Here is a 19,107-nt window from a genome sequence, read left to right as displayed (position 1 = left end):
CCTAGCCCGCGCTGCCGGCGCGATAGCCGACGCCACGGACCGTCATGACGATCTTCGGATTGTCCGGGTCGAGCTCGACCTTCGCGCGCAGACGCTGCACGTGCACGTTCACGAGCCTCGTATCGGCCTTGTAGTGGTAGCCCCAGACCTGCTCCAGGAGCATCTCGCGGGAGAAGACCTGCTGCGGCTTCGAGGCCAGGGCGACGAGCAACTGGAACTCCAGCGGCGTGAGGGCGATCGGGGCCCCCTCGCGGCGCACCTCGTGTGCATCGACGTCGACGGTGAGGTCTCCGACACGCAGCTGTTCGCCGACCGTCTGGGGTGTCGGGCGGAGACGGGTGCGGATGCGCGCCACGAGCTCTTTGGGATTGAACGGCTTGACGATGTAGTCGTCAGCGCCGACCTCGAGCCCCCTGACCACGTCGGCCGTGTCGCTGCGGGCCGTGAGCATGATGACGGGGACGCCCGACTCCGCGCGGATCCGCGTGCAGATCTCGATGCCGTCCATGCCGGGGAGCATGAGGTCGAGCAGCACGAGATCGGGGCGCTGGGTGCGCCACTCATCGACGGCCCGCGCACCGTCGGCGCAGAACACCGGCTCGAAGCCCTCCGTACGGAGCACGATGCCGATCATCTCGGCAAGCGCGATGTCGTCGTCGACCACGAGAATGCGTGAGGTCATAACTGTTACCTTATGGCACTCAGTACCACCGGCCCCATGTCTGCGCTCCGCCCGAGTGTTATGACACGATGGGAGCGCACGACGGAGGGAGTGCCGGTGACCGGCCAGACGTGGACCCCTGCCCCGAAGAAGGGCATCATCCCCCTGCATCCGCTGACCTTCGGGATGCTGCTGGGCAGGTCGTTCGCCGCCCTGCGCCACAACCCCAAGGTGCTCTTCGGCTTCGGGGTCGTGATCCAGTTGGCGGTCGTCGTGCTCAGCGCGACCGTGATGGGCTTCGTCTTCCTCACGACGTTCACCCGGCTCGAGTCCCTCTCCCCCGCATCCGCCGACTTCGAAGCGGTGTTCGCCGGCACCATCGCGATGAACATCGTGGCGGGCCTCGCCGTCGGCCTCGCGTCGATCGCGTTCACCGCACTCATGCAGGGCGTGGTCGCGGCGGAGATCGGATTCGCCGCGATCGGCGTGAAGGCGTCGCTCGGAACTCTCTGGCGCAAGATGATCCCGTCGTTCTGGCGGCTCGCCGCGTTCGCGTCGCTGTCCATCATCTTCATCTTCGGCGTGATCGTGATCGTCTTCCTGGTCATCGCGGGCTTCGTCGCGGGCGGCCTGGGCGGCTCAGGCGAGGCGATCGTGGGCGTGGTGATCCTCGTGGCGCTGATCGTGGTCGCCACCATCCCTCTCGTCGTGTGGCTGACGACCAAGCTCCTGCTGGTCCCCTCGATCCTCGTGCTGGAGCGCGCGAAATTCCGCGACGCGATCGTGCGCTCGTGGCGCCTGACCCGAGGCCGGTTCTGGGTCGCCTGGGGTGTGACGTTCCTGATCGGCGCGATCATGGGTGTCGCGATGCAGCTCGTGAACCTCCCTGCGTCGATTCTCGGTTCGATGCTCGGAAACGTGCTCGCACCGACCGGATCGATGGACTCGTCCGAGATCATCGGCTTCGTGTTCGCGCTGCTGGCCCCGCAGATCCTGCTGCTGGTGCTGCAGGCGATCACGCTCGTCGTCCAGAGCACGGCGGGGACCCTCGTGTACCTCGACAGTCGCATGAGGTACGAGGGCCTCGACCAGGCGCTCATCAGCCATGTCGAGCGCCGGGATCTCGGCTGGACGGAGGAACAGCTCGGCGACCCGTTCGTGGTCGACCCCGAGCGCGCAGTCAGCAGCGCTCCCCCTCCTGCGCAGATCCCCGAGTGGGCGCTCGCCACGCAGGCACAGCCGTACCCCGGACAGGCATATCCGGAGCAGCCATATCCTGGGCAGGCCTATCCGGCACAGCCATACGCTGCGCAGCCGTACCCCGGCCAGGCATATCCCGCGCAGCCCTACCCGGGGCAGCCATACCCGGCGCAGGCGTATCCCGCCCAGACATATCCGGCGCAGCCGCCCTCCCTGGCGCAGCCTTCGTATCCCGCGCAGCCTCCGTATCCCGCGCAGCCTCCGTATGCCTTCCCCGCCCCGACGCCGCAGAGCGCGAGCGCGCCCGCGCCACCGCCCTACGCCGCGCCGCCGGCGGACGCGGAGTCGCAGGCGCGATCGTGGGAGGAACCCGACCCCGACCGTGACAGGTCGGCATGATCCGCCGCCTGGACGACGGACTGATCCCGGACGGAGACGACGCGCGCCGGTGGGCGGAGGAGGAACTGTCGAATCCGCGGTACGCGGATGCCAAGCCGACATGGTTCGATCTGCTCGCCCGCGACATCGGCCGTTTCCTCGCCGACCTCTTCTCTTCCGACAACAGCGCCGGCGTGGGCCCCTCTGCGCTCATCGTCGTGTGCATCATCATCGTCGCCGCGCTCATCGCGGCGCTGATCATCTGGGGTCGTCCTCGTCGGTCCCGAGCGATCCGCCGCACCGGAGGCGCTCTGCTCGGTGCGGAGGACGACCGGACGGCCGCCCAGCTTCGGGCGGACTCCGAGCGCAGTGCGCGCAACGGCGACTGGGACGAGGCGACGATCCTCCGCTTCCGAGCGCTCGCCCGGGGTCTGCTCGAACGCGATCTCATCGACCCCGCGCCCGGGGCCACTGCCCAGTCGATCGCGCGCGAGGTCTCCACGGTCTTCCCCCTCGAGTCGGCTGCGGTGCGATCGGCCGCCGCCTCCTTCGACGACGTCCGTTATCTGCGTCACCCCGCCACCGAGCGGAGCTACTCCGAGCTCGCCGCGACGGATGATCGCCTCGTCTCGGTCAGACCGGAGCTCGTCGGCGCATGACGATCATCGAGGAGCACGAGACGCCGACGTCCACCGCGGAACGTCCCGCGCATCGCCGCCGCCTCACGAAGCTGGGCGGCTGGGCTGCCGTGGTCGCACTCGTGCTGGGTGGGGTCTTCGTCGCCACCCAGGTCGGCGTGCAGATGCCGGATCGACGCGGCGCGCTCGATCCCGAGAGCGTCGCGGACTCGGGCACCATGGCGCTCGCCGAGATCCTCCGGGACCAGGGCGTCGAGGTGGATGTGCACCGATCCCGAGCCGACGCGCGCGCCGCACTCGACGATGACGCGACCCTCGTCATGGCCAATCCGTTCTCGCTCAGCGACGACGCGATCATGCAGCTGGTCGAGCCGGCCGACCGCGTGGTCTTCCTCTCCTCGAGCACGCATCTGCTCTCGATGTTCGACCTCGGAACCAACGCCTCGCCGGATTCCGCTCCGGTGTCGGCGCAGTGCGACATCCCGGAGTTCGCGAACGTCGGCAGCATCCGTCCCGACAGGCTGTTCGCCCCGGCCGACGGGGTGGACGCGTGCTTCGGCAGCGACGAGGCGGCGGCGGTGCTCGTCGACGCAGACGACGACACGACGCGCATCGTCGTCGAGGGAGCCCGCCTGTTCTCCAACGCCGCTCTCGCCGAAGACGGGAACGCCGCGCTCGGGCTCGCACTGCTCGGCCAGTCGGATCGCGTGGTCTGGTACGTGCCCAGCTTCGCCGACTCCGACATCGAGGGCGACATGCCGGATTCTCTCGGCTCGCTCACACCCGGCTGGGTGACCCCCGCGATCCTGCTGCTCATGCTGTCGGGCGTCGCCGCCGCACTGTGGCGTGGCCAGCGATTCGGCCCCCTCGTGGCGGAGACCCTCCCGGTGACCGTCCGCGCCTCGGAGACCATGCACGGACGGGCGAGACTGACCGCCAAAGCCGCAGACGCCGGCCATGCGGCGGAGGCGCTCCGCGACGGCAGCCTGCGCCGTGTCGCCCGTCGACTCGGTCTCGCCGAGCGGGCGAGACCCGATGAGGTGGCGGATGCCGCCGCCGACCGTCTGCGCATACCCCGAGGCTCGCTGCACGAACTGCTCGCCGGACGGCTGCCGAATGACGACGCCGATCTCGTCGCGTTCGCGCGACGACTGAGCGAACTCGAAGACGCCGTCGACGCGACGACCCATGAGTTGCGGGGGCGCGAATGATCACCGTCGTCCGCCTCGCGCGCCCGTCCTCATGGACGGTGCGCACGTACACACTGACCACCGACGTCCACGTCACAACGGAAACCGAGGACATCACGTGACCGCTGAGAACTTCACCGACGCCGAGCTGCGTCAGGCCATGCACCGGGTGCGCACGGAGGTCGACAAGGCCGTCGTCGGCCAGGCGGGGACGGTGACGGGGCTTCTCGTCTCGCTCCTCGCCCGCGGCCATGTGCTCCTCGAGGGCGTCCCCGGCGTCGCCAAGACCCTCGTCGTGCGCTCGTTCGCACGGGCTCTCGGCCTCGACACCAAGCGCGTCCAGTTCACCCCCGACCTCATGCCGGGCGACGTCACGGGGTCGCTCGTGTACGACGCCCGCACCGGCGAGTTCGACTTCCGCGCGGGGCCGGTGTTCACGAACATCCTCCTGGCCGACGAGATCAACCGCACGCCGCCGAAGACGCAGGCCGCCCTGCTCGAGGCCATGGAGGAACGTCAGGTCTCGGCCGACGGGATGAGCCGGGCGCTGCCCGACCCGTTCCTCGTCGCGGCGACGCAGAACCCGATCGAGCACGAAGGCACGTACTCGCTCCCCGAGGCACAGCTCGATCGCTTCCTGATGAAGCTGGTCGTGGGGATGCCCGAGCGCGATGCCGAGGTCTCCGTGCTCCGCAAGCACGCATCCGGATTCTCTCCCCGTGAGCTCACCGGAGTGGAAGCCGCCGTCACCGCCGACGAGATCCGGGCCGCGCAGGCCGCGGCCGCCGCCGTCGAGGTCACCGACGACGTGCTCGGGTATGTCGTCGATCTCGCCAGGGCCACCAGGCAGTCCCCCTCGGTCGAGCTCGGCGCGAGCCCGCGCGCCTCGACGGGCCTCCTCGCCGCGGCCAAGGCCTGGGCATGGCTCAACGCCTCATCGGCGGTGACGCCCGACCATGTGCAGACCATGCTGGTCCCGGTCTGGCGGCACCGCTTGCAGCTGCGACCGGACGCGCAGATGGAGGGTGTGTCGGCCGATGCCGTGCTCACGTCGGTGGTGCAGCAGACCCGGGTGCCGATCTAGGTGTTCGTCACCGGCCGTCTCGCCGTCGCGCTCGCCGTCGGCGTCGTCCCGCTGGTCCTCACCGGACTCGCGGGCTATCCCCCGTACCTGATCCTCGTCGCGTGGATCGGGCTGTGCGCCGTGCTCGTCGCCCTCGACGTGCTGCTCGCACCGAGTCCGCGCACCGTCGCGGTCAGCCGCCGGGTGCCGGCGCGCGTGCGCCTCGGAGAGATCGCGCCGGTCAGCGTCGCGCTGCACAACCAGGGAACGCGCACCTTGCACGCGCTGATCCGCGACGCATGGCAGCCCACCGCCGGAGCGAGCGGGGAGCGTCACCGCCTCAGCGTCCCGCCCGGCGAGCGTCGGCGGGTGTCGCATCCCCTGCAGCCCCGCAGGCGAGGCGAGCTCGTGAGCGAGTTCGTGGTGATCCGCTCACGGGGTCCGCTCGGCCTCGCCGGCCGCCAGGCGCGCCACCGGGTGCGCGGTGCGATCCGCGTGCTTCCTGCGTTCTCCTCCCGCAAGCACCTGCCTTCGAGACTCGCCCGCCTGCGCGAGCTCGACGGCAACACGAGCATCCAGGTACGCGGTCAGGGCACGGAGTTCGACTCGCTGCGAGAGTACGTGCGCGGCGACGATGTGCGCTCCATCGACTGGCGGGCCACGGCCAGAGCCGGCACCACGATGCTCCGCACCTGGCGCCCCGAGCGCGACCGCCACGTGGTCATCATCATCGACACCGGTCGCACCGCCGCCGCTCGCGTGGGCGACGGCACGCGGGTCGACGCCTCGCTGGAGGCCGCTCTGCTGCTCGCCGCACTCGCCGCGAGAGCGGGCGATCATGTGCATCTGCTCATGGTCGACAGGGTCGTGCGCGCCAGGGTGACCGGTGTCGAGGGCGCGGCGCTCCTGCCGGCGCTGACCGACGCGATGGCTCCCGTGCACGCCCGCCTCGTCGACACGGACTGGCCGAGCGCGTTCGCGGCGGTGCGGACTCTCACGACTCGACCCGCGCTGATCGTGGTGCTCACCGCGCAGGATGCCGCGGAGTCGGCGCGCGGGTTCCTCGGCGCGTTCCCGGACGCGTCCAGGGCGACGTCGATCCTGGTCGGCTCGGTCACCGACGACGGAATCGCCTCCCTCGCCCGCCAGCGAGGGTCGCGCGAAGAGGTGTACCTGGCGGCCGCGGCGGAGCGGACGATGCGCGATGCCGAGAACGTGGCCGACGCGGTCCGACGCGCAGGCGGCGAGGCGATCGCCGCCGACCCCGATTCGCTGCCGCCTCGCATCGCCGACCGGTATCTGGAGCTCAAGGCCGCAGGGCGGCTCTGACGCGCTCGAGGGCGACGCCGAGGCGCTCGACGCGTGTCAGCCGGCGACGAGGCGCGGTGTGCCGGCCTCGTACTCGGTGAGGTCCCCCGTCTCGCCACGTCGATGGGCACGCCCGCCGACGACGATCATGTAGATGAGGAACACGGCCAGCGCCGCAGCGCCGATCCCGATCTTGATCGGCCACGGAAGCGACCAACCGGTGACGAATCCCTCGACGAGGCCTGCGAGGAAGAGCGCGAAGACGAGTCCGATCGCGACCGTGGCGAGCGAACGTCCCTCTGCGGCGAGCGAGTCCCCGCGCGATCGGTCGCCGGGAGCCACCCATGACCAGAACAGATGCAGACCGCCTGCCGCCGCGACGAAGATGCACGTCATCTCGAGCATGCCGTGCGGGAGGATGTAGAGGATCATGACGTCGGCCTTGTCATGCGCGGCCATCACGGCTCCTGAGGTGCCCAGCCCGATCGCGTTCTGCACCAGGGCGTTGATCGGCCAGATCCCGGTGATGCCGAAGAGGACGCACTGGAGCGCGATCCATGCGTTGTTCGTCCACACCATGCCCATGAAGACCGCAGCGGGGTTCTCGGTGTAGTAGCTGGTGAAGCTCTCGTCGGCGTACTGGGCGAGCGCATCGGGCGGACCGAGCGTCGCGACGAGTGCCGGGTCGGAGGAGATCCAGGCGGCGGTGCCGACGGCGACGGCGATGAACGCGACCGCGATGATGAGGGTCGTCCACCGCAGACGGTAGAGGGCGGCAGGCAGCTGCTGGGAGAAGAACCGGGCCGTCTGGGTGAGGATGCTGTCGGAGGCGCCGGTGAGTCGCAGTCGTGCTCGGACCAGGATCGTCGAGAGATAGGCGCCCTGCGGCGACTCCCCCACCGAGGTCTTGATCTCTGCCAGGTCCGCCGACGCGGCGCGGTATCTCACGATCAGCTCGTCGACACCCGCACCGTCGAGCCGGGCTCGGCTGAGCTGATCGAGCCGCTCCCACTCAGCGCGGCGTGCATCGGTCAACGCATCGGCATCCACCTGATTTACTGTACTCATGTCTGCGCCGCTCGATACGTCCGACGAGGTGCTGTCCGGCGAGGCCGTCGCGATCGACGTGCAGCCGATCGGCTTCGTCCTCCGCGCGGCGGGGGCGATCATCGACCTGCTCGTCGGTCTCGGCGTGTTCCTGCTGACGCTGTTCCTGCGCGTCTGGCTGGCCGACATCGGAGTGCTCGACGAGACCACGGACAGGATCGCGCTGGTCGTGTCGATCGTGGTCAGCTTCGTCGTCCTGCCGATCACGATGGAGGTCGCGCTCAAGGGACGCAGCCTCGGCAAGCTCGCGGTCGGCGGCCGCATCGTACGCGTCGACGGCGGAGCGACGGGCTTCCGCCATGCCTTCATCCGCGCGCTGCTCGGAGTGCTCGAGATCTACATGACACTCGGCAGCGTGGCCGTGCTCGCCGGCGCGTTCAGCGCCCGCTCCCAGCGCCTGGGCGACATGGTCGCCGGCACCTACAGCCAGCGTGTGCGGACGCCGCGACTCGCGTCGAGCGTGCCCGTGATGCCGCCCGGTCTCGTCGGATGGGCGCAGATCGCCGACGTCGCGAGACTGCCGGATCGGCTCGCTCGACGGATCTCGCAGTTCCTGCAGAGCGCACCCCGCATGGTCCCGGGCGCACGCGACCGCGTGGCGCGCGATCTGCTCGGCGAAGCATCCCCCTTCGTGTCGCCTCTCCCTCCCGCGCCCCCGGAGCAGGTGCTCGTGGGCATCACGGTGCTGCGGCGCGAGCGCGAACGACGGGCTCTCCACCTCGCCGATCGCCGCGCGGAGAAGCTCAGCGGACGCCGCATCGGGGTCTGAACGGCGCCCGGATCGCGCTCGTCCGCCGAGCTCGACGGACGCGTCAGGCCCGCAGCGCCTCGTGTCTGACGACCAACCATCCCGCGGGGACGGAGAGACGCTCCGCGTGCGGGGCGCACAGATCATGGGCATGCGGGTGATGCGCGATCCCGAGCGGGCCGAGCGCGGCCATCTGGTCGCCGTAGTCGTACGTGAGCGTCGCCACGGCCTCGCGGGCGCAGCCCACCTTCGAGCAGAGTCTTCCGTCCATCCCCGCCAGGTTACGTCCGCGCCGTCGCCGTGCGCGCACGCCGCGCCGCCGGTTCTCGGGGACAGCCCCTAGACTTTCGCTATGCCCCGCCGCCCCCGCGCCTCCGCCGCACCGCGTCGCGGCGCGCGTCACGGGCGACACGGCCGACTCGGACGCAGCGAGGTCGTACGGCCGCCCCTCGCGCCGCTCGACGGGCGCATCGACCGGTTCGACCTCACGGTCGGCACCGCGGTCGAGTTCCTCCGCGGAACCTGGCCTGAGCTGCAGGATGTGCGCTTCGAGATCGGAGCGATGCCGTCGTTCGACGCCACGGACGATGTGCCCCGCTGGTATCTCGACCGTGAACAGCGCAGGATCGTGCTCTTCCGACTGCCGATCGAACGCCTGCTGCCTCCGGGCCACGACGACGGGGCGCACAGACGCATGGCGATCGAGAGCGCCGTCTTCCGAGCAGCAGCCGAGTTCGTCGGGCGCGAGCCATGGGATTTCGGCGGCCACGACCACTGAGGGTCCCATCGCGACGCCGGATGTTCGCGGTCGAAGACGACCTGACAGAGCTGTTGTTCAGGGGTAGACGGTGATGCTCTGCTGCGCCCCCGCTGCCGGCCAGACCGGCCACGCGACCAGAGCACCGGGCGCCGTCATCGCGACCTCGGCGTGCACCGGGCCGGACGTCGTCAGGGAGTAGACGGTCTCCGTCTCGACATCGACCGAGGCCGAGGACCCGGCGGGAACCGTGATCTCGACAGGCTCTCCCCCGCCCACGGGCTCGAGCTGCACGGTCGCGTCGGACTCCTCGTCATTGACGACCACCACGGATGCAGCGGGCCCCGCCGGCACGGCGACGAGCAGGTCGTCGTCGAACTCCGGCGCCGGCATCACCCAGGTGAAGTCGGACTGGGGACCGGCACCGTCCTGCACCCGGACGCCCGTGAGCACAGGCTCATCGGCATCCACGCCGACCGTGTACCGGCCGGGCGGAAGGTCAGACAGGGACATCTCGAGGGGCTGCTCTGCGGTCAGCTCGACCGTGAAGTCGCGCACCACCGCCGATCCGCCCACCGCACGCACGGTGACCGTCGCCTGGGAATCGCGTTCCGGGGACAGCAGGCGGAGGACAGCCATCCGCGAGTTGTCGCCATCGCTCTCGAACACCTGCACGCCCGGGATGACCGGATGCTGCTGCGGTGCGGCGACCGCGTCCTGCAGGTCGACTCCGACCGGATCGAGCGTCTGGGTCTGCGAGGACTGGAGCACGGCACGGACGGGGGATCCGGTCGCCGTCACGTGCACCACCGGGAGGTCAGATCCGGATGCGAGGGAGGTCAGCGGCAGCGCGACCTGGGACTCCGCGGGGACGATCACGGACGTCGAGCCGCGCACGGACCCGTAGGCGACCAGCGAGACCGTCGAGGGCACGGCGCCGGGGTTCGTGAGGACGATGAGATCTTCGGAACCGGTCTCGACCGTGCCTCCGACGAGCCACGACTCGGTGCTCGCCGGGCGGCAGGGCGCGGCAGCGAACCCGGAGAGGTCCGCCTCGGCGAGGCTCACCGACTCGGTGGCGCCGATCAGGGGCGCGGTGCGTCCCTCGACCTGTCCGATGAGCACCGGCACTCCGCCGCTCCCCGCGAGGTCGTCGACACTCAGCAACGATGACTGCGGCGGCTCGGAGGCGCCGTCGACGGTCAACTGAGGGGAGGCGGCAGGCACCATCTGGAGCGAATCCGCGGTGTTCCTGCCGATCGCCCGGAAGTCGCCGTTGCACACGAGCACGGTGTCGCCGGGAAGGGGGGTGACCTCGGCCTGCGCGGCATCGTGAGTGACCGTCGGCCACGGCGAGGGAATGGCCACCACGACACCGACGACGCACGCGGCCGCGACGACGGCCCCCGTGAGGACGCGCGCGCTCGTCGCTGCGACGCGGAATGCACGAGTGGTGCTCATCGGGTGTCCTCCTCCGCGCCGTCGGCGGGTCTTTCCCCGCCTGCCGTCGCATCGTCCCCGGTCGCCTCGACGGCTGCGGGGTCGCTCTCCGTCTGTCGCCCCTCGACGGCCTCGACAGGCTCACCGGTCTCACCGGTCTCGACGCTCGGGTCCGACTCCACACCTGCACCGACCGGCACCGACGCCACGCCGGAATGCTCGTCATCGAACTCATCGACGTGACGGGGAAGCACGAGTGGCTCGTCGGCAGCCCTGCCGACGATGCGTGACCGTCCACGTGCGGCACGGCGCGAGGCCCTCGTGGGCATCGACAGCAGCAGCGCGGCGAAGACGAGGACCAGCTGCAGCGTGACGACGAGACGGGCGGTCGCCTGCTGTCCCGGAGTCAGCGGCGCGCGATCGGCCGGGTCTGCCTCGAGCCGATACAGCACTCCGCGGTCGGTCGTCCCGGCCTGCACGAAGCCCGCGCGCTGATCGAGCGAGGTCACGGCCGCGGTGTGCAGTGTGCGCGCGCGATCGGACACGTCCTCGGGGAGTTCGGCCAGGAGCACGTAGCCCACGCCGAGCTCTCCCAGCTCGGCAGCTCCGTCGAAGTCGCGGGCCGAGAGCAGATCGACCGCGAGGGTCGTGATATCGGTTCCGCGGATCTCCGTGGCCGTCGAGAGGATGGTGGTCTGGGCGCTCAGCGTCTCGCTGGCCCCCCATGCGACCTCGGCGGAGAGTCCGCCGTCGTTCTGCGGCGTGAGCACGAGCGTTCCGACAGGACGGTCATCGACAGCCTGCGCGGCGATGTACGCGGGCAGCGAGGACTCGGGGCCCTCAGTCAGCGCCGAACGTCCGAGATGGAACGCGGCCAGGGCCGGAACGGCGCACGCTGCGACGGCCACTGCGGCGATCGCCGCGCTCAGGAGTCGAGCACGGGGCAGCGTCAGCGCGGTGTCGAGCGTCACCAGCGCGGCGCCGGTCACCCCGATCCACGCGAGGCTGAGCCCCGCTCCCGGCCAGATCGCGATCCCGGTGCCCTGAGCGAAGGACACGGTGATGCCGACGGCGAGGAAAGCCGTGGCGAAGCCGCTGAGCGCGACGACGAGAAGGGTGATGCCCGCACGCCAGCGCGGGGCGACCGTGGCGATGAGAGCGAGCACGGCGAGGGGCGCGAGCAGCACGCCCGCCCACGGAGCAAGCACGGGACCGACGATCGCGGTCCATCCGGCCAGATCTCCCGAGGGGAACCCGGTGGCGAGGGCGAGCCGTCCGGCGGCATCGGCGGTCGCCTGAGGGCCGGCCCAGATGAGGCCCGGATCGGCCAGAACGGCGATGAGGCTGCCGTGCGAGAGCTGCCAGACCACCAGGGGCGCGAAGAGAGCCACGGCGGGCACCGGCACCCAGAGGAGGCGCGCTGCACCACGGAAGCGGGCGCCGCCGAGCGTGATGCCGAGCGCGACGATCCAGAGCAGGAGCAGCGCGGGCGCGAGGGACGGCGCGCACGCGGTCACAGCGGCGAACAGCAGGGATGCGGCCCCCGCTGCGCCCCAGGATCGGTGCGCGACAACGGCGGCGTGGAACAACCACGGCAGCAGCAGGTGTACGAGGACACCCGTGGGGCGGCCGTCGACGAGCGCCGTGAGGAACGTCGGCGCGAGCGCCCACACGATGCCGGCGAAGATCCGCAGACCCGACCTGTCGGTCACCCTGGTCGCCGCGAACCATCCGCCGAGCACGGCGAGCGGCAGGGCGAGGATCCAGAGGAGGACGAGGGAGAACGACGGACCCGCCGGCCAGAGGGAGCCGAGAACGGCGAGGACCGATGCGAACGGATCAGCCGGGCCCACGACGTCGGCGCCGAGCCCGCGGAGGCCCCATGCAGCGTCGCTCCACAGGGCCGCGACCGTGGTGCGGAGCGGGAGCAGGCCGCCGCCGCCGATGACGGGCCAAGCCAGCAGGCTCGTGAACGTCGCGATGCTCACCACGAGGGCCCCGAGGACCACCCAGGCCCCGCCGCCGGAGAAGAAGTGCAGCTCGCTGGCGACGCCGCCCTCGCTGCCATGCCCGTCGTCGAGACGACGGTGCAGGTCGCGATTGCTGACGCGCAGCGGCGCGATGCTCGACCAACTCGACGCACGGAAGGCTGCTATCGCTCGGCGAGACCGGGCCACCGCCCCCACGCGGAGCATGACGGTGAGCGCGGCGGCCCACTCGGGGAAGACCGCTTCCGGGCGCTTGCCGATGAGATGCGTGATGGATCGCCACAGAGCGAGCGGCAGCAGGCTGAGCCAGTGCAGGGGAACGGCGACCGTGGGAGCGTACGAGAGGCGCCGGTGGAGCTGAGCCACGCGCGCGACGTAGGCGCGGCGCCCACGGCCGGAGGGAAGAGCGGCAGGTCCGTCCGGCGACACGGAGACCCTCGCCGACGGGACGAGCACGACGCGGCCTCCGCCGAGACGTGCGCGGACCCCCAGATCGAGGCCCTCGTCCGCCCCGGCGAGAGCAGGATCGGGGCGTAGCCGATCGCGTACCTCGCCACGGATCAGGAGGCCACGGATGTCGGCGGCCAGGGCATCGTCGCTGCCGTCGTGCTGCCCCTGATCGAGTTCACCCGAGGCGAGCTCGACCGAGCGTCCGAGCGCGGTCATACTGACCCCGAGGGACACGATCTCGCGATCGTTGTCGCTCTGCACCAGCTTGGGTGCGACGATCGCGGCAGAGGGTGAGCGCTCGAGCGTGCCGACGAGCCGCTCGAGAGCGCGCTGGTGAGGTGCGGTGTCGTGAGCGAGGAGCCAGACGGCGCTACCCTGCGTCACCCGCGGCAGGGCGAGGCCGACGGCTTCCGCGAACGAGGTGCCGCTTCGTGCCTCGATGACCCCTTCGACGGTCGTCGCGACGGTCTCGCTCTCGCGGATCGTCGTCGCGTCCCCGCACATCACCAGGGTGATGGACGAGGGTGGCGCGGTCTGGGAACGCAGTGCGTCCAGAGTGCGAAGGAGTTGCGCGCGAGCGGACGAACCGGGGCGCGCCACGATGATGGCATGAACTCGGGCTGGCATGACGTCGTCAGCCTATGCTCGGTATGCCTGGGGCCGGGGCAGCGGATGCGGCGTGGCCGCGAAGCTCTGCGATCGGCGGTCAGCTCGCGCGACGCTTGAGCTTGCGGCGCTCGCGCTCGGAGAGACCGCCCCAGATGCCGAATCGCTCATCGTTGTTGAGCGCGTACTCGAGGCACTCGCCGCGGACGTCGCACGAGGTGCAGATCCGCTTGGCGTCACGAGTCGATCCGCCCTTCTCGGGGAAGAAGGCCTCGGGGTCGGTCTGCGAGCACAGTGCGTCGCTCTGCCAGGCGAGAGCGTTCTCGTCATCAGCCTCTGTCTTGCGAACCCCGGGAACGCCGAGGTTGATGGGATCGACGAACCAGTTCTCCGGTACGTCAGAACGGTAACCCGTCATCTCGATCTCCAACCCTTGTTCCGCCCCCTCGGCGGGCCGTGCATGACTAATTACACCCGTGTCATTCGCATCGGTCAAGTCGCGGATCGTAAACCCTCAATCGTGTCTTGAAGGTTCTTGACCCTCGCACGGCGTGTCGCGGCGACCTCAGACGGTCGCCTCAGCCAGCGTCCGCGGCGCCCGGAGCGGCCACGAACGCTTCGCCCGTTCCGGACAGCACGAGCTCTGCCTCGTCGTCGCTCGCGAACGCCGCAGTGCCGACCGCGATCTCGAGCGGATCCGACTCCGCGCCGCGCACGCTCACCCGCCCCGCCGTCGCGAGGACCATGGTGGGTCCGGACACGGGCACGACGACCTCGTCGCCCGTGAGCTCCACCCGCCGCAGCGAGAAGTCGGCGATCGGCACGGCGTAATCGGTGACGGGCCCGGAGTCCTGCGGTCGCAGCACGGGCACCTCGCCGGGCGTCGCGTCGACGATCGAGAGCAGCTCGACCACGTCGATGCGCTTCGGGGTGAGACCGCCCCGGAGCACGTTGTCGCTCGCCGCCATGATCTCGACGCCCAGCCCTGAGATGTACGCGTGCAGGAGGCCGGCGCGCAGGAAGATCCCCTCGCCGCGGCGGAGCACCACATGGTTCATCAGCAGCGCGACGACCACGCCCGGATCGCCCGGGTAGGAGTCCGCGATCGCGGCGACGGCGTGGATCGTGGAACTCCACTCCCCCGTGTCCGAGGCTGCCGCGTCGCGCACGGCGGCGATGACGTCGTCCACCTCGGCCTGCGCATCGCCGGAGAGGAGCCAGCCGAGAGTGTCGCGCAGCGCTGCGTCACCGCCGGCGAGACGGTCCGCGAGCGCCGTGACCCCGGGGCGCTCGCCCAGCGCGCCGAGCAGGCCCCGCGTGTCGGCCACCGGCCGCAGACCGCTCAGCGACTCGAATCTGTCACTCAGCGCCACGATCAGCTCGGGCTTGTGGTTGTCGTCGCGGTAGTTCCGGGTGGGGTCGTCGGCGGCGAGCCCCGCCTCCTTCGCCCAGCCGGAGCGCGCCTGCTCGATCGTCGGATGCACCTGGATCGACAGCGGAGAGGCCGCGGCGAGCAGCTTCAGCAGGTATGGCAGGGAACCTCCCGTCACCGCATCGAGGGTGCGTCCGTCGGCCACGTCGCTGGGATCGCCGGGGTGGTCTCCGAACCACACCTCCGCCTCGGGCACCGCCGCAGGAGCGCGCCCTTCCAGCTCGGCGAGGAGGGTCTGCGACCCCCAGGCGTAGTCACGGGGCGCGTTCGAGAGGCGGAGCAGCATGCACCCAGCGTATGGGCAGTCGACGGATCGCCGCCGCTGAGCCGCCGATCAGCTGCACCATCGGCCGCGCGCGGTAGCCTGAACGCGATGGCGCAGTACACGAAGCACCCGGTGTCAGCCCCTCCTCGCGCACCCGAGCGCGAGTCGACGGGGCATCTCATGCTGCGCGGGTACATCGTCCTCGCGCTGTTCACGACGTTCGCGCACTCCGCCGTGTACAACCTCGTCGGCGAGGTCGGAGCGGTGATCGCACTCGCCGCGTTCCTCATCGCCACCGTGGCCATCGGCGTGCCGATGATCGCGCGCGGCAGACCGCATCCGTTCGCCTGGCGCAGACTCCCCTGGGCAGCGACCGCCTACACGGCCCTCGCGCTCGTCTCCGTCGCCTGGTCGCAGTGGCGCGGGGCCACCCTGCTCACGTGGGCGCTTCTCGCGACGGTCACGATCACCGCCCTCTTCATCGTGCATGTGCTCACCTGGCAGGAGATCGTGCGAGCGCTCGCGTCCGCATTCAAGTGGATCCTGGGCCTGTCGCTCGCCCTCGAGCTCTGGGTCGCGCTGGTCGTGCACGGGCCGATCCTGCCGAACTTCTTCGAGCGGCCGGAGGGCGAGATCGACCCGCACTGGTACTGGGTGCGCGGCAACCTGTTCGACGGGGACCGCATCCAGGGCATCGTGGGCAACTCCAACCTGCTCGCGATCATCAGTCTGTTCGCGATGATCACGTTCGGCGTCCTCTTCGCAGCCCGAGCGCGGTGGCGCACCACCCTGGCGCTCTGGACCCTGCTCGCCGCGTTCTTCTTCGTCCGCGCAGGCTCCGCCACCGCTTTCGCCTGCGCCGCGGCCGCCGCTCTGGTCCTCCTCGTCGCACTGCTGATGCGGCGTACGACCACGCCGGGCGCGCGCACCCGCCTCTACGTGATCTTCATCGGGGGCTCGGCTGTTCTCGGCATCGCGGTGTGGCTTCTGCAGAAGCCCCTCCTCGGGCTCCTGGGCCGCAGCAGCGACCTCACCGGGCGTTCCGACAAGATCTGGGAGAGCGTGCTCGAGCGCGCGGCTGAGCATCCGCTGTTCGGCAACGGCTTCTCGAGTCCCTGGGTCCCGTTCGACCCGGCATTCGCAGGGTGGATCGAAGATCACGGCATCACGGTGTTCCACGCCCACAACATGTGGTTGGACGTGCTGATGCAGCTCGGGGTGCTGGGCGTCGTTCTGATGGCCGTCGCCTACCTCAGCCTGCTGTGGCGGTCGTGGTTCTTCGCCGTCGACCGGCCGAGGTGGGATCTGCGTTCCGACCGCAGCTACTCCCCCCTGACACTGCTCCCGAGCCTGTTCACCGTCGTGCTCCTCGTGCAGGGACTCACCGAATCGACGCCGATCATGCTGTGGGGGTGGATGCTCCTGGTCCTGCTCTCGTTCAAGATCAAGGCCGTGCCTCTCGTCGGCATCGGCGAACGGGAGCGAGTGATCGAGCGCGGCGAGCGAGTGCGGCGGGTTCCGTGACACCGGGACGTCGTCTCGCGCGGCTGCTCGGTTCGGCGGAGTTCGCCCGCGCCTTCACCATCACCGTCCTCGCCGCAGTGTTCGGATCCTTCCTCATCGAGAGGATGACCTCGCCCGTCACGCTCGCCACGATCATCGCCGGTCTCTGCGTGCTCGGCCTCGGCATCCTGTGGGTCCGTCGCGACGAGCTGTCGCTGCTTCGGATCGCCCCCTCGTCGCTGCTCGCCTTCCTCGCCTGGGCGCTGGTGAGCATCGTGTGGACGACCGACAAGAGCGACACGCTGCTCGGCTGGCTCGAGCTCTTCGGCTTCGCCTTCCTGGCGATCACCGTCGGCCACATCCGCGACACGCTGCAGACCGTGCGCGCCCTCGGCGACACGCTGCGCGCGCTTCTCGCCCTCTCCCTCGGGCTCGAGATCCTCTCGGGGATCCTGCTCGATCTGCCGTTCGTCTTCCTCGGAATCCAGGGAGACCTCGCCGTCGGCGGGCCCGTCCAGGGCATCTTCGGCAGCCGCAACATGCTCGGCTTCGTCACGGTCATCGCCCTCATCACGTTCTTCATCGAGTGGCGATCGCAATCGCTCAGCGCTCGCATCGCCGTGCCGTCGATGGGCGTGGCGCTCCTGCTGGCGTTCCTCTCCGCGTCTCCGACGGTGCTCGTGCTCGCGGCCGCGGTGACCACCGTCGCGGTCGCCCTGATGATCGTGCGGCATGCGCCTGCGGAACGGCGCTCACTGGTGCAGTGGGTCCTCGGCGTGCTGGTGACCCTGGCGCTCGCGGCGGCCTTCGTGCTGCGGCACTCGATCATCGCGCTCATGAACGCGGGGTCGGACTTCTCGATCCGCGCGACGCTCTGGAACAAGATCCTCGACTTCGTGGCGTTGAAGCCGATCGAGGGCTGGGGATGGTTCGGCTCCTGGGCGCGCGGGGAGTACCCGTTCACGTTCATCAACTTCCAGCTCGGCGATCGCCACCAGAGCGCTCTCAACGCCTACTTCGACGTCCTGCTCCAGCTCGGAGCCGCGGGCCTCGTGCTGTTCCTGCTCCTCGGCGGGGTGGCGCTCGTGCGGTCCTGGCTCGTCGCGAGTGTGCGTCGCTCGGTGGTCTACGCGTGGACGCCGCTGATGCTCGTGACCCTCGCGGTCGAGTCGATGTTCGAGAGTTTCACGATCGTGGGCGCGGGGTGGTTCATGCTCGTGCTGTGCGCACTGCGAGCGGGGCAGTCGCGATCCTGGCGAGAGAACATCGACGCCGCGCACACCGGCGCGATCCCCACGCTGCGCTCCGAGTACTAGTCCGCCCTCGCGTCCTCGGGGGATTCCGAACTCCGCCAGGTAGGCTGGTGTCTGCTCGCGGCGACCCGCGGGGCCCACAGCTTCCGGAGATCTCACCTCGTGACACACGTCCCCTTCGAACCGGCGTCCGCGACGATCGTCATCGTCACCTTCAACCGTTCGCATCTCCTGACCGGACTCCTCGAGAGCATCACGGCCATGGAGCCGAAGCCGGGGCATGTCGTGGTCATCGACAACGCCTCGTCCGACGACACCACCGAGGTCGTCGACTCGTTCCGTCCACGCCTGGGCACCGAGCTCGTCTATCGTCGACTCGAGACGAACACCGGCGGCTCGGGCGGTTTCAGCGAGGGCATGCGCACCGCCTACGAACTCGGGTCCGAGTGGATCTGGATGATGGACGACGATGTCGAGGTCGTCCCCGACGGACTCGCGAAGATGGGGGCGTGGGCGCCGCGCTTCAAGAGCATCCAGGGCCGCAGGTACGACTACGACGGCAGCGAGTTCTACTGGCAGTACCGCATCGCGGAGCGCATGGGCATCCCGATCCCGTTCGCGCCCTCCGGCTTCGACGCGTCGGGCTACAAGGAGATGAACAGCGGATGCTTCGAGGGCATGTTCATCCATCGCTCGATCGTCCAGCAGATCGGCCTGCCCGACCCGCGGTTCTTCATCTACTGGGACGACCAGATGTACGGGTGGCTCGCCTCGCGCAGGACGACCGCCGTCATCGTGGACGAGTTCGTGCTTCGGCGCACACGTGAGATCAAGCAGTGGGACATGGGCATCCGCCACATGAACGCGTCGAGCAACGCGTACCGCTTCTACATCATGCGCAACCGGGCGTACATCAAGAACTACTACCGGGTGCACGGGGTCTACAACCCGGTGCTCTTCGGCCTCGGCACCGCGATGACCTTCGCCAAGGAGCTCATCCGACTGGTGTTCGTCGAGCGTACGGTGCGAGGCACCAGCAACCTGTTCCGCGGCCTCAAGGAAGGCGGCCGACTGGGCCGCGACCGCTCCTGGCAGCCGATGGCTCCCCTGGAGGACTGAC

17 protein-coding genes are annotated in these 19,107 nt (G+C 70.0%); 10 read left to right on the top strand and 7 right to left on the bottom strand.

The features are described 5' to 3' along the window. Position 1: 1 nt before the first annotated feature. The gene (gene mtrA, locus HWD99_RS03320) at positions 2–682 is read right to left on the bottom strand and encodes an MtrAB system response regulator MtrA (protein WP_241794834.1); all 681 of its coding nucleotides are present in this window, start codon (positions 680–682) and stop codon (positions 2–4) included. A 96-nt stretch (positions 683–778) separates the two neighbouring features. Here mtrA and HWD99_RS03315 point away from each other — a divergent pair, with 96 nt between their 5' ends. From HWD99_RS03315 to HWD99_RS03295, 5 genes are all read left to right on the top strand, one after another. After that, positions 779–2,260: a hypothetical protein gene (locus tag HWD99_RS03315; protein WP_241794833.1), complete on the top strand. Its 1,482-nt coding sequence runs from the start codon at positions 779–781 to the stop codon at positions 2,258–2,260. Beyond that, positions 2,257–2,898, top strand: coding sequence for a DUF4129 domain-containing protein (locus tag HWD99_RS03310; protein WP_241794832.1), 642 nt, complete (start codon positions 2,257–2,259; stop codon positions 2,896–2,898). Before HWD99_RS03315 ends, HWD99_RS03310 begins: the two co-directional genes overlap by 4 nt. Further along, positions 2,895–4,088: a DUF4350 domain-containing protein gene (locus HWD99_RS03305; RefSeq protein WP_241794831.1), complete on the top strand. Its 1,194-nt coding sequence runs from the start codon at positions 2,895–2,897 to the stop codon at positions 4,086–4,088. Before HWD99_RS03310 ends, HWD99_RS03305 begins: the two co-directional genes overlap by 4 nt. Before the next feature lie 139 nt (positions 4,089–4,227). After that, a complete protein-coding gene (locus HWD99_RS03300; protein ID WP_241795424.1) occupies positions 4,228–5,151 on the top strand; it encodes a MoxR family ATPase in 924 nt (307 codons plus the stop codon). Then, positions 5,152–6,459 (top strand): DUF58 domain-containing protein, encoded by a 1,308-nt coding sequence (locus HWD99_RS03295; protein ID WP_241794830.1) that lies wholly within the window; start codon positions 5,152–5,154, stop codon positions 6,457–6,459. 36 nt (positions 6,460–6,495) lie between these two features. Here HWD99_RS03295 and HWD99_RS03290 read toward each other — a convergent pair whose 3' ends face one another. Further along, positions 6,496–7,488 (bottom strand): stage II sporulation protein M, encoded by a 993-nt coding sequence (locus HWD99_RS03290; RefSeq protein WP_241795423.1) that lies wholly within the window; start codon positions 7,486–7,488, stop codon positions 6,496–6,498. A 16-nt stretch (positions 7,489–7,504) separates the two neighbouring features. On the opposite strand from HWD99_RS03290, the gene HWD99_RS03285 reads away from it, so the two are divergent. Then, entirely contained in the window at positions 7,505–8,314 is an 810-nt protein-coding gene (locus HWD99_RS03285; protein ID WP_241794829.1) for an RDD family protein, read from the top strand. 43 nt (positions 8,315–8,357) lie between these two features. Here the strand turns inward: HWD99_RS03285 and HWD99_RS03280 are convergent, their stop codons facing one another. Further along, complete coding sequence (locus HWD99_RS03280) at positions 8,358–8,564, bottom strand: DUF3499 family protein (protein ID WP_067117206.1); 207 nt, start codon at positions 8,562–8,564, stop codon at positions 8,358–8,360. Between the two features lie 81 nt (positions 8,565–8,645). Between HWD99_RS03280 and HWD99_RS03275 the strand changes: the two genes are divergently transcribed. After that, complete coding sequence (locus HWD99_RS03275) at positions 8,646–9,071, top strand: hypothetical protein (protein ID WP_241794828.1); 426 nt, start codon at positions 8,646–8,648, stop codon at positions 9,069–9,071. A 57-nt stretch (positions 9,072–9,128) separates the two neighbouring features. On the opposite strand, the gene HWD99_RS03270 is transcribed toward HWD99_RS03275, so the two are convergent. The 4 genes from HWD99_RS03270 to manA all read right to left on the bottom strand — a co-directional run bounded on the left by HWD99_RS03270 (position 9,129) and on the right by manA (position 15,252). Further along, entirely contained in the window at positions 9,129–10,511 is a 1,383-nt protein-coding gene (locus HWD99_RS03270; protein WP_241794827.1) for a DUF5719 family protein, read from the bottom strand. Then, entirely contained in the window at positions 10,508–13,555 is a 3,048-nt protein-coding gene (locus tag HWD99_RS03265) for a glycosyltransferase (RefSeq protein ID WP_241794826.1), read from the bottom strand. The genes HWD99_RS03270 and HWD99_RS03265 overlap by 4 nt, the downstream gene beginning before the upstream one ends. A gap of 79 nt (positions 13,556–13,634) precedes the next feature. Next, entirely contained in the window at positions 13,635–13,952 is a 318-nt protein-coding gene (locus HWD99_RS18455) for a WhiB family transcriptional regulator (protein ID WP_274617986.1), read from the bottom strand. A 160-nt stretch (positions 13,953–14,112) separates the two neighbouring features. Continuing rightward, on the bottom strand, positions 14,113–15,252 hold the full coding sequence (manA, locus tag HWD99_RS03255; protein ID WP_241794825.1) for a mannose-6-phosphate isomerase, class I: 1,140 nt from the start codon (positions 15,250–15,252) through the stop codon (positions 14,113–14,115). Positions 15,253–15,339: 87 nt separating this feature from the next. Between manA and HWD99_RS03250 the strand changes: the two genes are divergently transcribed. The 3 genes from HWD99_RS03250 (at position 15,340) to HWD99_RS03240 (ending at position 19,106) form a co-directional block, all read left to right on the top strand. Next, positions 15,340–16,755: an O-antigen ligase gene (locus HWD99_RS03250; protein WP_241794824.1), complete on the top strand. Its 1,416-nt coding sequence runs from the start codon at positions 15,340–15,342 to the stop codon at positions 16,753–16,755. Then, entirely contained in the window at positions 16,752–18,050 is a 1,299-nt protein-coding gene (locus HWD99_RS03245; protein ID WP_241794823.1) for an O-antigen ligase family protein, read from the top strand. Before HWD99_RS03250 ends, HWD99_RS03245 begins: the two co-directional genes overlap by 4 nt. 99 nt (positions 18,051–18,149) lie before the next feature. After that, complete coding sequence (locus tag HWD99_RS03240) at positions 18,150–19,106, top strand: glycosyltransferase family 2 protein (protein WP_241794822.1); 957 nt, start codon at positions 18,150–18,152, stop codon at positions 19,104–19,106. The last annotated feature ends 1 nt before the right edge of the window (position 19,107 follow it).

It is taken from the genome of Microbacterium sp. C5A9, assembly GCF_022627955.1.
Classification (GTDB): Bacteria; Actinomycetota; Actinomycetes; order Actinomycetales; family Microbacteriaceae; genus Microbacterium.
This window is presented reverse-complemented; position numbering and strand designations above follow the sequence as displayed.